This is a genomic window from Limnoraphis robusta CS-951 (genome assembly GCF_000972705.2).
In genome coordinates this window covers 1-13619 of record NZ_LATL02000251.1, presented here as the reverse complement: position 1 = coordinate 13619, position 13619 = coordinate 1, and the positions used below count along the sequence as shown (strand labels likewise).

Annotated in this window: 12 protein-coding genes; 4 read left to right on the top strand and 8 right to left on the bottom strand. The window is 40.9% G+C overall.

Translation table 11 applies throughout. From position 1 onward, the window contains the following. Together WN50_RS21250 and WN50_RS36480 are read left to right on the top strand one after the other, a co-directional pair. Positions 1 to 2848, top strand: a 2848-nt coding sequence (locus WN50_RS21250; protein WP_160315418.1) for a WD40 repeat domain-containing protein, incomplete at its 5' end; no start/stop codon positions are given. Positions 2849 to 2959: 111 nt separating this feature from the next. Next, complete coding sequence (locus WN50_RS36480; RefSeq protein WP_235441062.1) at positions 2960 to 3100, top strand: hypothetical protein; 141 nt, start codon at positions 2960 to 2962, stop codon at positions 3098 to 3100. A 17-nt stretch (positions 3101 to 3117) separates the two neighbouring features. Here WN50_RS36480 and WN50_RS21245 read toward each other — a convergent pair whose 3' ends face one another. The 4 genes from WN50_RS21245 to WN50_RS21230 all read right to left on the bottom strand — a co-directional run bounded on the left by WN50_RS21245 (position 3118) and on the right by WN50_RS21230 (position 5688). Then, positions 3118 to 3399: a two-partner secretion domain-containing protein gene (locus tag WN50_RS21245; protein ID WP_046277928.1), complete on the bottom strand. Its 282-nt coding sequence runs from the start codon at positions 3397 to 3399 to the stop codon at positions 3118 to 3120. A 233-nt stretch (positions 3400 to 3632) separates the two neighbouring features. After that, positions 3633 to 3869 carry a hypothetical protein gene (locus WN50_RS21240; RefSeq protein WP_152964891.1) on the bottom strand — a complete coding sequence of 79 codons (237 nt, stop codon included), beginning with the start codon at positions 3867 to 3869 and terminating at the stop codon, positions 3633 to 3635. A gap of 69 nt (positions 3870 to 3938) precedes the next feature. Beyond that, a complete protein-coding gene (locus WN50_RS21235; RefSeq protein WP_053221569.1) occupies positions 3939 to 4322 on the bottom strand; it encodes a calcium-binding protein in 384 nt (127 codons plus the stop codon). 88 nt (positions 4323 to 4410) lie between these two features. Continuing rightward, entirely contained in the window at positions 4411 to 5688 is a 1278-nt protein-coding gene (locus WN50_RS21230; protein WP_049560655.1) for a tetratricopeptide repeat protein, read from the bottom strand. 228 nt (positions 5689 to 5916) lie between these two features. Between WN50_RS21230 and WN50_RS21225 the strand changes: the two genes are divergently transcribed. After that, the gene (locus WN50_RS21225) at positions 5917 to 6804 is read left to right on the top strand and encodes a tetratricopeptide repeat protein (RefSeq protein ID WP_046277924.1); all 888 of its coding nucleotides are present in this window, start codon (positions 5917 to 5919) and stop codon (positions 6802 to 6804) included. On the opposite strand, the gene WN50_RS32610 is transcribed toward WN50_RS21225, so the two are convergent. The 4 genes from WN50_RS32610 to WN50_RS21210 form a co-directional block, all read right to left on the bottom strand. Then, positions 6725 to 7138, bottom strand: coding sequence for a serine/threonine-protein kinase (locus tag WN50_RS32610; protein WP_200906332.1), 414 nt, complete (start codon positions 7136 to 7138; stop codon positions 6725 to 6727). The two genes, WN50_RS21225 and WN50_RS32610, sit on opposite strands and share 80 nt — an antisense overlap. A gap of 208 nt (positions 7139 to 7346) precedes the next feature. Then, complete coding sequence (locus WN50_RS21220; RefSeq protein WP_235441060.1) at positions 7347 to 8492, bottom strand: SDR family oxidoreductase; 1146 nt, start codon at positions 8490 to 8492, stop codon at positions 7347 to 7349. A gap of 2 nt (positions 8493 to 8494) precedes the next feature. Next, a complete protein-coding gene (locus tag WN50_RS21215; RefSeq protein WP_152964890.1) occupies positions 8495 to 8863 on the bottom strand; it encodes a hypothetical protein in 369 nt (122 codons plus the stop codon). A 100-nt stretch (positions 8864 to 8963) separates the two neighbouring features. Further along, the gene (locus WN50_RS21210; protein WP_046277926.1) at positions 8964 to 10694 is read right to left on the bottom strand and encodes an NACHT domain-containing protein; all 1731 of its coding nucleotides are present in this window, start codon (positions 10692 to 10694) and stop codon (positions 8964 to 8966) included. 467 nt (positions 10695 to 11161) lie between these two features. Between WN50_RS21210 and WN50_RS21205 the strand changes: the two genes are divergently transcribed. Then, the coding region (locus WN50_RS21205) for a dynamin family protein (RefSeq protein WP_049560653.1) at positions 11162 to 13619 on the top strand (2458 nt) is incomplete at its 3' end.

Below are 13619 nucleotides of genomic sequence, written 5' to 3'. Positions count from 1 at the left end.
AGAAGGGAAAGAACAAAATCAAAGCCCCTCGCCTCGCAGGAGAGGGGTTGGGGGAGAGGTCACTTTTGCAGAAGATAAGGAACAAAATCAAAGCCCCTCGCCTCGCAGGAGAGAGGTTGGGGGAGAGGTCACTTTTGCAGAAGATAAGGAACAAAATCAAAGCCCCTCGCCTCGCAGGAGAGAGGTTGGGGGAGAGGTCACTTTTGCAGAAGATAAGGAACAAAATCAAAGCCCCTCGCCTCGCAGGAGAGAGGTTGGGGGAGAGGTCACTTTTGCAGAAGATAAGGAACAAAATCAAAGCCCCTCGCCTCGCAGGAGAGAGGTTGGGGGAGAGGTCACTTTTGCAGAAGATAAGGAACAAAATCAAAGCCCCTCGCCTCGCAGGAGAGGGGTTGGGGGAGAGGTCACTTTTGCAGAAGATACCGTAGAAGTCATCCATGAAGCGCTCATTCGAGAATGGTTAACGCTGCGGGGGTGGATGAATGCTAACCGTCAGTTTAGAACCTGGCAAGAACGGCTAAAACTATCCTTGCGAGAATGGAAAAATAATAACCGTGATACTGGGGGTTTGCTGCGGGGTGCGCCGTTGAGTGTAGCCGAAGAATGGTTGCAAAAACGAGCCGATGAAATGACCCAGGAGGAACGAGATTTTATTCAAGCAAGCCTCAAAGACCAAAATAAACAGAAACGAATACGCCAACTCGCTGTTTTGAGTCTGGCTGGCGGCTTTCTGCTGACTTTGGGTTTGGCAGGAATAGTAGGTGTTAGTTGGAGGGAAGCTCGTATCAGCCAAATTAATGCTCTGGCTCAATATTCCGATGCACTTTTGAATTTAGATGAGTCAAAAGCTGTCAAAACCAGTTTAAAAGCCGTTCTGGAAATGCAACGTACACCCTGGGTAGATGCTGATACCCATACTCTAGTAGAACTGACATTATTGAATACCGTTTCTTTTGTTGTCGCACCAAACTCTTTGGGAGGACACACAAAAGACGTTTTGGCTGTTAGTTACAGTCAGAATAGCAAACTACTAGCTGCTGCTAGTTTTGACAGCACTGTGAAACTATGGAATCCTACCACTAAGCAGGAAATCAAAACTCTCAAAGGTCATACAGGGGGGGTTTGGGATAGCAGTTTCAGCCCCGATGGCAAGGTTCTGGCTACTGGCAGTTTTGATAACACCGTGAAACTGTGGAATACCACTACAGGGAAAGAAATCAAAACTCTGGTAAGCCATACAAAGGAGGTTTCGGCTGTGAGTTTCAGCCCAAATGGCAAGTATTTGGCTACGGGTAGTGCTGACCACACAGTGAAACTCTGGGATACCTCCAACTGGAAAGAAATCAAAACTTTGCCGGGGCATACAGGTCAAGTTTGGGCTGTAAGTTTTAGTCCTGATGGCAAGATGTTAGCTACTGCTAGTTTAGACAACACTGTGAAACTGTGGGATACCACTAAATGGAAAGCAATCAAAACCCTAACGGATCATACCGACTGGGTTTGGGATGTCTGTTTCAGCCCCGATAGTAAGCTACTGGTTACTGCTAGTTTAGACAACACTGTGAAATTATGGGATACCACTAAATGGAAAGAAATCAAAACCCTGACTGAGCATAAAAATGGGGTTTTGGCTGTGAGTTTCAGCCCCGATAGTAAGCTACTGGCTACTGCTAGTAAAGACAACACTGTGAAATTATGGGATACCACTAAATGGAAAGCAATCAAAACCCTAACGGATCATACCGAATGGGTTTGGGATGTAAGTTTCAGCCCGGATGGTAAACAGTTGGCAACGGGTAGTGCTGACAACACCGTGCAGTTATGGAATAGCACCACTGGGAAAGTCATTCAACCCTCAATGAGACACATGAAGCCAGTTAATACTGTAAGTTTTAGCCCAAATGGTAAACAGTTGGCAACGGGTAGTGCTGACAACACGGTGAAACTCTGGGATAGCAGCACTGAAAAAGCAATCAAAACCCTGACAGGACATACAAAGGAGGTTTCGGCTGTAAGTTTCAGCCCCGATAGCAAGCTCCTGGCGACAGGTAGTGCTGACAACAGCGTGAAATTGTGGGATACCTTCAGTTGGAAAGAAATTCAAACCCTGACAAGACATACAAGCCCAATTACTGCTGTAAGTTTCAGCCCTGATGGCAAATTGTTGGCAACGGTTAGTGCTGACAACGGCGTGAAATTGTGGGATACCTCCACTTGGAAAGAAATTCAAACCCTGACAGGACATACAAAGAAGGTTTCGGCTGTAAGTTTCAGCCCCGATAGCAAGCTTCTGGCGACAGGTAGTGCTGACAACAGCGTGAAATTGTGGGATACCTCCACCTGGAAAGAAATTCAAACTCTAACAGGACATATAAACCCAATTACTATTGTCAGTTTCAGCCTTGATGGTAAGCAACTGGCTACTGCTAGTTATGACAACAGCGTGAAATTGTGGGATACCTCCACCTGGAAAGAAATTCAAACTCTAACAGGACATAGAAGCGAGGTTTCTTCTGTGAGTTTCAGCCCCGATGGCAAGCGACTGGTCACAGGTAGTGGTGACAAAACCGTGAGACTCTGGGATACCAGCACGGGGAAAGAACTCAAAACCCTGACTCAGAATAAAGGTGGGGTTTTGGCGGTGAGTTTCAGCCCCGATGGCAAGCTCCTAGCAACCGGAAGTGAGGACAACACCGTGAGGCTGTGGCGATGGGATTTTGATTATTTAGTTCAGGAAGGATGCAATTTTATTGACAATTATCTCAAACCCAATCCTAAAGATGCAGAAGCCCAAGAAATTCAACGGGAGTTGTGCAGGAAACTGCCTAAAAACTCGGCATCCAACTAACTATCCCGTAAAAATTGTGTAAACCTTATCTATCTAAAGCCATGACGAATTCAACTCCTAACTTCTACGCTCTCCTAATTGGTATCGATTTCTATTTCCCCCATCGTTTAGGTGAACAAAGAGTTAGTAGTAACGCTGGTATTGGATAGTTGTCATTCCGGTGGTGCCACCCGAGAAATGAGCGGAGATGACCGAATTCGCGGTGAAGGTTTTATTGATATGACTCCCCGACCTACGAATATAGCAGTGTGAAATGATTCGTAAAAATTCTATCCGCTCAAAGCCCCAGAATTGTTGGAAAAATAAACCCCCCGCCCTTCGTCTACGTTGAATTCTTGAAAACTATGAAATAAGTTGGACCCCCTCACCGCTCCCCCGTCAATGCGATCGCTATCAATTCCCCGAATATTTTGATCGGGAACAACGACCGAATTTTCATTCCCCAAGGTGCGATCGGGTATCACCTGAGCCTGAACGGGAAGTTTCAGCAAAAGCAAAATTGCACTTACAAAACCCGTTGTACCCAAAAGCATTAAAAGAGTTAATCTCATAGTTCTAAGCCGGATCGGGGTCAAATTTTGCATGAATGATAAAACCTTACTGGATGTGTTCGATCGCTCGGCTCATATTTAATTTTATTTTTATAAAAATCTGCGGTGTATTGTCTTTTCGGAATGCACCCGACCCCAGTGAGTCAACGCTAGCATTTCTCACGCCGATGAGGACAGTAAATCTTTTTTGCGGTACTTTCCGAGTCCGAGAAATGCTATGTTCGAGACTTCTATTAGAGCAAGCTAAAGTTTAATTCGCTGGAATTTGTACCGGGAATAAAAGCAATCACATCATTATTTAGAGTAAAAATCCCCGCTCCCGTTCCCGCTTGACCCAAATTCAAATCGCTCAACGTTACCCGCTCGGTTCCGCCGACAAAAATAATATCTTCTGCTGGATTAAAGTCAGTAATGAAGGCAAAATCTTCACTTCCCAATCCCACATAATACAACGAAAGTTCAGATCCCAAGTAAAAAAAATCGAATCCCTCACCGCCCGTCAAGGTATCGATTTCGCCGAGTCCGGGATTAGAAGTATTTTAATTATCAATTCCAAATAAAATATCATTGCCTTTATCTCCCGAGACCAAATCATTGCCGGCTCCACCAGTAATCAAATCATCTCCTTGACCGCCAAAAACTTGGTCATTTCCTTCTATTCCATTGATCAAATCATTCCCCAAATTGCCAAAAATTTGATCGTTTCCCCCTCCAATATCAGCAATCTGGTCATCCCCCTGACCTCCAAAAATGGTGTCGTCTCCTTCGTCGCCATCCAGTAAATCTGACCCTTGATTTCCAAAAAGAAAGTCATTGTCAGCAAAGCCGAAAATCGCATCATCTCCTTCCAAGCCAAACAAAGTGTCCGGTCCAACATCACCAAGTAGTTCATCGTTGGCTGGGGTTCCAATAATTTCTGCCATGATAAAAACCTCCCGATCAACAAAACGGTTGAATCGATATGGATATCTCACCGATAACCCCCCAACGGGGCTTTTTTCCCGGCTACCCCTACCTATTTTGGGCGGGGTAATGCTTTAGGGTTCTAATCTCTTGCCAGGAAACGGGATTAAAGTTATTTTCTTCGGAGTTTGAGGCGTTATATTCTCCAGAAAAACAACTTTGTAGCAGAGGTGAAAAGTTTTTGCGTTGGGCGGGATCAGTTTCGGCTTCGGCAAAACACATTAAATTCTGCACCAGGTTTAACTTGCCGTAAATTGTGGCAGTATTTTGGGGAACTTGTTTAAGTTGTTGTCGAATTATTGCCTGTAAATCGTTGACTTTATTCCAGTCTTGGGTGACAACAGATAGGTTTAATTGGTTGAGTTGGGCTTGAATTTGAGTGGTTTTATAAGCGGCAATTTCGAGCGCATCTTGATAGTATTTTTGAGCTTTTTGATTGAGTTCTGGATCGTTAAAACGGTTTTGGCTTCGGGTAAAATTTCCTAAACTCATTAGAGCAGCAGCTTGAACTTCGGGTAAGTTCAGTTTTTTAGCAATTTCTTGACCGTTTTCTAGATAAATTTGAGATTCATCGGGATTTCCAATGACTCGAAAAATATCTCCTAAACTCACAAAGGCAATCGCTTTTTCTGCTGAATATGGCTGACTTTCCAGATGTTTGGCGGTTTGTTCTAAAATTTCTTCTGCTCGGTTATAACGTCCCAAAGTTTGCCAAGCTTGAGCCTGATTAATTTGATTTTGAGTAATATGGGTTAAGTTGCCCGTATCTTGATAAATTTTAAACGCCCTTTTCCAAGCATCTAAGGCAGCTTGTGGATTTCCTTTGGCGAGTTCAAGGCTTCCTTGAATGTCGAGGGTTTGGGCGAGAACGGGGGCGGTTTCTTGATTTTTTTCTAATCGTTGTAAGAGGTCTAAACTGCGATTAATAGCTTGAGTTGCTTCGTTCCAGCGTCCGAGTTGTTGATAGGTTAGAGACAGGTTACTCAGGGCAATTGCTTGATTAAGCGGATCTTTTTGTTCGGCGAAGAATATCACGGCTTGTTTCCAAGCAACGGCTGCTTGATCAAACTGTTGTTGAGTGTAGAAAGATTTGGCTTGTTCGACGAGATTTGGCTCGTAAACTTGGGCGACTTCAGGATAAGAATTAAAGAAAACTATATCGGGATGAGACTGGGAGCGAGCAATAATCGGCGAAAAGCTCAGGGAGAAAATAAATAATAAGATAGCAATCCCAGTGGAGCGTCGATGAAATCGTTGTTTGACGAAAATCCCGAAGACTGTCGTCAGTTTTGACCGCAGTTTATTCCAGAATTTAATCGGCTTCATTATAACCCCCAGTAAAAAGTAAAATCCCTCTCATGTTTAGAGAAGGATACCCTATCAAAAAATACTTTGTATCTACAAGTCAATATGTGTAGCGACCTGCAATCATAAATCACTCGACCCACAATTATCCGCATACGCGAGACCACATTAAATACAACTATAAATTGGCTTCAGACCAGATGATGGATTTTGGTCAAATGCCATGCAAAAAAGACAGCTACCAACCGAATGGGAAGTATTAATCAATGTCCTCAAGCTCTGGCAGCTTACAAGCAAGCATTAAACCTTAGTCGAGAAATCGGTGATCTTCGGAGTGAAGGTATAATTCTGAGTAATATTGGAGCAATGTATGATTGCTTAGGAAAGTATGCAAAAGCATTGGAAATTTATCAGGAAGCATTGTTAATTCATCAGACAGTTGGTGATTATGTAAGTCAAGGTAATACCCTTAACAATATTGGAACAATATACCAAAATCTTGATCAATCTTCTAAAGCATTAGAATACTACAAAAAAGCTCTCGTTATTCATCAAGATATTGGTGATCGGACAGGTGAATATACTATCCTCAAAAATATTGGTTATTTACTGGAAGAACAAGAGCAGCCTGAATTGGCGATCGCTTTTCTCAAACAATCTGTTAATATCACCGAATCAATTCGCCAAAATCTTCAGGTGTTATCTAGAGAAATTCAGCAATCTTATACAGAAAAGGTTGCTGATACTTACCGAAAGTTAGCCGATTTATTGTTAAAAGAAAATCGAGTGTTAGAAGCACAGCGAGTTTTGGATTTACTGAAAGTACAAGAATTAGAAGATTACCTTAAAAATGTGCGGGGAAATGCCAACACTGCTAGCGGAATCGAATTTTATCAACCGGAACAGGAAATTCTCGCCCGTTACAACGAACTGCAAGAGAACGTGATTGAAATAGGGGAAGAACTAGCACAACTTCAACAGAAGCAAAATTTAACACCTGAAGAAGAACAACGACGCAATCAATTGGATCAGTTGTTAACAGAAGTTAAAGCAGATTTTAATAACTTTGCTCGAAGTTCCGATAATCCAAAATTTCTAATAGCTGTTTGGCGATCGCATCTGTATCGGCTTGGCTAAAAGTACGACCCGATTCTATCCACTTCAGCAACGATTGAGCTTCAATATAAGTTTGAACGAATGCTTTCCCCTTTCCCCATTCCATCTCCACCTCGAAGTCATCCAAGTATTGAGGAATGGCAGGATGATCCAGAGATTTCAGCACTGAGGCTTCCCGTTCAAATAGTTTTAAATATTCCCAAGTGAAATCCGGGCTAAATAATAGCAATTTCACCACAACCGATAAACCCGTTTGTAAATCATGCGCCAGAAAAGTTCTACGACAGACTTGACCACCAAGTACCGATTCAATGCGATAGCGATCGCCTAAAACCTGACCAATAAATTGCTCCATAACTGTTACCCTAAATAAAAGGAGAATCATTTGATTGTGCTGAAACAACTCAACAAACGCCAATTTCTTGTGTTCTCCAATCAAGGGGAACTTATGAGGTTAAGTTATTTACAAATAATGAACGTTACGGTCGGTTTGACTATGTGGGAACGCTGGAATTTAACAGAAAGTAGAATCGGGTTGTTTTTAAGCTAGTATTCTTTAGCGCTCAAGTTGAACCCTTGCGCCATAACTGGGCGTGGTCTGTAATGTAGTCTCGCACGTCGAGGGGCTTTCGACTTAAAAGCTGTTCTAGTGTAGGATCGACCGTTTCTGCTTGTCCGAAGCCCAGCCCCAGATGAAGAAGGGTTTGAACAAGAATTTGCGCCCCAGGCAGGTTCTGACGTTGAAGATGGCGTGCATAACCCCAGATACTTGCCGAGTCATAACGAATTTTACGACCCAACACCTGAGTCAAAAACTCCGCTACCTCCTCAAAGGAAAATGCTTGAGGGCCTGTCAGGGTGTATGCTTTACCTTGATGAGTTTTCCATGATACTAGGGCATCTGCGGCAACTTGTCCGACATCACGCAAGTCTACAAAGGCAACTCGTCCCCGACCCGAAGGTAGGTACAGGCGATCATCGTTCCTGATATCCGAACGGTATGCGGTACCGAGATTTTGGGCGAAGAAGCCGGGACGCAGAATTGTCCAGTTGCCGGGATGAGTTTGCAGGTGTTGTTCGACGGCGTAATGGGGTATGATCCGATTGCGATCGGCTCCGGCTACCGACAGGAAAACGATTTGTTGAACTCCGGCTTGGCGGGCTGTATCAATAAATGGGTTGAGAGTCGCCTTCACGTTGCTGATAGCAGGGGGACGAAGCAAAAACACGGACTGGCATCCAGCGATCGCATTAAGATAGGTGGTTGGATCTTCAAAGTCAAGATAAACAGTGTTGGGGTTTTGTTGTTCCCCAAGTGACACCGGAGAACGACTGGCAACGCGGATCGTTGCGGGTTTATCCTTCAAGCTGCGAAGAACTTCTCGACCCACGTTTCCCGATGCACCCGTAAGCAGAATAGTTGGACTCATATTCGCTTTCAAAGAATCGTTTAAAGCCGGAGAATTAATCTCCCGACTCGTCTTTATTAATGGTACAGAAAACTTCAACTCATTGTTGAGCTTTCGGCTGTTGATGGGGTTCAAAAGGATTAACAACCTCAAGAAAATCCTTGCTCCCTTCTCCAATGTTCCAACGACTAAAGAGCCAATATAATCGGCACTATTGTAAGCCGCTTCAATACATTGGCGAATATTTTCTATATCTTCATCATCAACAATACCGTTACTGGTAGCCTTATAAAACTGCACGGTTACACGAATAATCTGTCAATATTACTGATGTATTGCTGTAAATTAGTTAGGTATTCTCGCAATGTTATGACCCGCAGTTGTTCCCCTTTTTCATTGCCGACTTTAATTTTGACGAGATCTAAGGGAACATCGCCCGTTCGATCTGTAAAATTGGGGTAGCGAATAACGGGTAAAAGTTCTTTGCGCTGGGGTTGCATCAAATGGCGAACCTGAAGGGTCATGTGAGTGATATTTGCACCCCAAACTGAACCGGGTGTGCGTGCGGTATCTTCCCACATTACATTGACAACATTCAATCCTAGTTTTTGGAGAAGAAAAAACAAAAATCTCAAGTTGCTCGACATCAATAATCTGTTCGGGATGTCCATAAGTCTGTTTTAATTCTAATTGATAAATTGGTTGACAATCCCAATTAAATTGGTAATCTATTTTCACCACTTGATGAATTTTTAATCTATTTTATGGTGCTTAATACTGATTTGAAAAGTGTTTATTTAACAAATCGTGAATGAATTGATACCTATTCTCCATCCGCTTCAAGAACAAGCGTTCTGTTCCATAATTCAAAAATTTAGAATAGTTCCAAGGAATATTTTTACTCCAGTAAAGAACTAAACGCAGAGAAAAATGTTCAAAGCACCAAATTCCCTGGCGCTGAGTATTTCTAGATTCATATTTAAGGTTAATCAGTCCAAAAATCAGTCCGAAAATCAGTCCAACCAGCAACCCAACCATCAATCCTCCAACCAGCTTAAATATTAGCCCGAAAATTAACCCAGCCATCAATCCTATATTCAGTCCTCTTTTGAGCCTGACTATTAATTCTTCATCTAGCCCAACAATCAGTCCAAAAATTAATCCGACTACTAGCAACCAGGGAATAGACCCAACAATCACTCCGACCGTTAACCCGACCGCTAATCCAAAAATTACTCCGTAAATTAGCTTGCTTATTAGTCCAAAAATTAGTTCGACTATCAGCCCGTAAATCAGCCCAAAAATTAGCCCAAACATTGAGCCTTGAATCAATCGAACTATTAGCAATCCAAATAGTTGAGAGTTAAACCCGACTACTAGCCCATGAATCAGCCCAAATATTGAGCCATAAATTATTCCAAAAATTATCCCATAACTGATTCTTTTTAACGGTGAATCTAACCAAGTCGGCTGTATTGTATTAATTGAAAAATCCGTTTGATTCTCTCTAGTTAATTGTTTGGATAGCCATGCCAACCAACGAATCGTATCCTCATCTTTGTAGGGCTTCTTTTTTCCTGAATATCGACGTTTTAACATTTGTCGAATATAAGCTTCAAATAAATGGTTGCTTTTTTCTTCTAAAGATTCAAATTGATGCCATCGCCCAAAGGAAATTTCCTCGTGGGACAAAATAATAATATTTAAAAATAAAGGTGTCCGTATCAAATTCAATAGACCAGAACCGAGTTTGATATTATTCCATAATGCTTTTCCTTCTGTTTTCAAGACATAATCTTGAACTTGTTCTGTGGTTAAAGGCTGCAAAGTGATTGAACCATTCAATGCTAAATTCGTTGTGTAGCATTGATATTCTTGAATACGAGAACAAACCACAACAGAACCCAAACAAGTATCGGGATGCAAAAAGTGATTAAGTTTTTCAACACATTTTTCCTGTCTTGCTTCTGCTAGCTCATCTAAACCATCTAGTAAGGGTAGAATTCCCCCCTGCTCAATCCACTGTTTGGCAATATTTTGACGAACATTATACTTTAATTTGAGGCTGCTGATTATCCACTGTTTTATACTCTGATTGTCGTCTTTCCACGAAGACAAGTTCAATAATATTGGAATTGGAAGCTGTGGATTTGCTTTTGCCCGCATTACCAACCATTCTGCTAGTTTCAATAACATGGTCGTTTTTCCCGAACCGGGCGCCCCCAAAATTAGGAGTCGTCCGGCGATGTCAGAGCGGTCAAACACCTGTTCAATAGGGGTGTCTTTTGCCAGCCGAGAACTGAGCTGCTTCCTAGTTTTGATATCAATTTCCGAAGGAAACTGAACTTGTTCCGAGTTTTCCTGTTTCTCGAGGACAATGTAAATCCGATTGTGAAGGGATTGTTGTAGACGTTTTTCAACTTCAGTTTCAACACGACACAAAAACTTGTTTTGAATGCGATCACGTTTTTTTGAAATCGCAAACGGTAATGTTGAAGTCATAGATCCTTTCCTTTATTTAAAAACTAGGGTAGAAACTAAATTTGTCACAAAAAAAATCCCAAGATATTGATGTTGTTAATGGCAGAGATACTTGATTTGCACTACTTTTTTGAATTTTATCCTCCGGTACATGGATAGTTTTCATACCTGGTTCAGGACTCTTTATATAGTTTCTGCCTTCGGAAATCATTTTTTCGGAAAACTCAGTTTTTGTTACAAAACTTTAGACGAGTGGGTTATTCATTTAAGTGTTGTACATTTTTACCATACTCAAACAATCATAACATGGTATACTCAATAGAGGGGTACTGCGGTTAAAGTTATATAAGAACAATCTATAGCAATTAGAACGGCTTGAGGTGATAATCCAGAAGGCAAGACAATCACACATCACGACTGATTTCTGATCGCTCTAATACTAGATTTAGATTATTATCTGAGTCTGTCAATCCGGGGAAAGTATTGTTATGGAAAAACGAGTCATTTTGACATTACTAGAGGCAAATGAAGCTGGATTTCCGGTCATTTTGCGAATTCAGGAAAATAGTCAGTCTATTTGTCAAGTGACAGGTTTATTGCCACTGTTACCTTGTGAGCTAGAGAACTCACTAAAAGGTTGGCAATCTTTGTATCGTCAGATGGCTTCATCCCGTTTTCAAAATCAGTCGGAGCCATGCCGAATAATTCCCGAAGGTTCCCCAAGAACAAACTTCTCCTACGCAGATGATTTAGCAATTAATCTCAATAAGTGGCTCGGTGTGGGAACACAAGAATGGCAAAAAATTAGAGATAGTTTGCAACAGTATTTAAACATAAACGATCAAATTCAAGTCATTATTGAAACCGCCGATATCCAGTTACGACAATTACCCTGGTCAGCTTGGGATTTGTTTAACCAGTATTATCAAAATGCAGAAATTTCCCTAAGTCCAACTGAAGCTCAAAAGCCCAATAGAGAGCCTCTTCCTGAAAATCAATTTCAGGTCAGAATCTTGGCAGTATTGGGTAACAGTGAGGGAATTAATACCCAGTTTGATCGTCAAGCACTTACACAATTAAAGTCATTCGGAGCAACTATTGAGTTTCTTGAAAAACCTACCAAACAGAAGCTATTAGAACAACTCTGGAATGAACAAGGTTGGCATATTTTCTTTTTTGCAGGCCATAGTGTTAGTTTACCTGACAAACAACTCGGTTGGATCGAAATCAACTCAGAAGATAGATTAACAATTGATGAACTCAAAAATTCCCTCCGAGCATCCATTTCAAGAGGTTTACAACTTGCTATTTTTAACTCCTGTGATGGTTTGGGATTGGCGAATCAGCTTGCACGGTTGCACTTACCTCAAAGTATTGTGATGCGCGAACTAATACCTGACCGGGTTGCACAGGAATTTCTACAGCACTTTTTGACAGCATTTTCTGGAGGAAAATCTTTTTACGCAGCCGTTCGGGAAGCCAGGAAAAAACTAGAAGATGCTTGGAATGAGCAATATCCAGGAATAAGTTGGTTGCCAGTAATTTGTCAAAATCCATTTGTAAATTCTCTAAATTGGAGAGATTTTCATAATAAAAAAGCTACAACAATTATTCCGGCTTTTCATCAACTTTATCAGGATTTAGATCAGGTCATACAAATTCGTTTTGAAATTGCAGATCATCTCACCAAAATTGTTAACAGACTAAGCCAAGTTAGAAATGACTCAATAAGACTGAGCTTTGAGGGGAATATAAAAGACTTAGATATAGCTAATAAAAATTTAAAATCTGATGTTTTTAGACTTTTAATTTTGGGCGATAAAAATCGAGGCAAAACTACATTCTTAAATGCCTTAATTGGAGATAATTTATTGCCAACTGGTATGCACTTATCCACGGCGACATTTACAGTTGTACGCTATGGTCAGCAAGGGCAGGCGACTATTTATTTTAATAACGGTCAGGAACCAGAAAAAATAAATATTGAGACTTTTAAGCGTCGCTACACTGTTCCTTATGAAAAAAATCATCAATTTGAATTTAAACAAGAATTAGCTTTTCCTCATATAGATTGTGTTGTTCTTGAATACCCTTCAAGCTTACTTGAAAAGAAAATTGAAATTATTGACAGTCCAGGAATCAATGAGACCGAAGTTCTCAGCGAGATTACCCTAAACTATATCCATCAGTCCGATGCTGTTCTATTTATTCTAGATGCTTTACAGCCTTGTACTTTAACAGAATGTCGTTATCTTGATAATTACATAAAAAATAGAGGGAGAACAGTTTTCTTTTTAATTAATGCTTGGGATAAAGTTCGTCAAAGTCTCGTCAATCCAGATGATCCCGAGCAGATCAATGAAGCCGAAGGAAAATTACGTCTAACTTTTCAAACCAAACTTTTTAAATATTATCCAGTGGAGCAACAGGATATTTATGATGACCGAGTATTTGAAATTTCCTCACTGAAAGCTTTACGTCAACGTTTAAAGACTTCAGATGCCACTTTAGAAGCAACAGGTTTTCCGGAATTTATAACAGCTCTTAATACTTACTTAACTCAAAAACAAGCTGTTTTAGAACTGCAACAAGTAAAAACTCTAGCCGATCAGGTATATGCCCATCTTCATCAAACTGTGGAACGCCGTATTCTACTGGTACAACAAGTTGATCGATGTCAAAGAAACATATGTTTGGTCAAACCTGAATTTGAACGGCTAGATGATATTTGTCAACAAGTCCAAAAAAGTATTAGAGAAATTAAAGATAAGTGTACAGATCGCATCGCAAATTTATATCGGAAGTATTTTTCTAGTTTACCTCAAACTTTTGATATGGATATTACAGAGCAGCTAGACATAAAACTTAGAGATATTTTTAAAAACAAAAATAATAAAGAAACGGCAGAAAAAATTATATTACATATCTTTGAGCAATATCTAAATG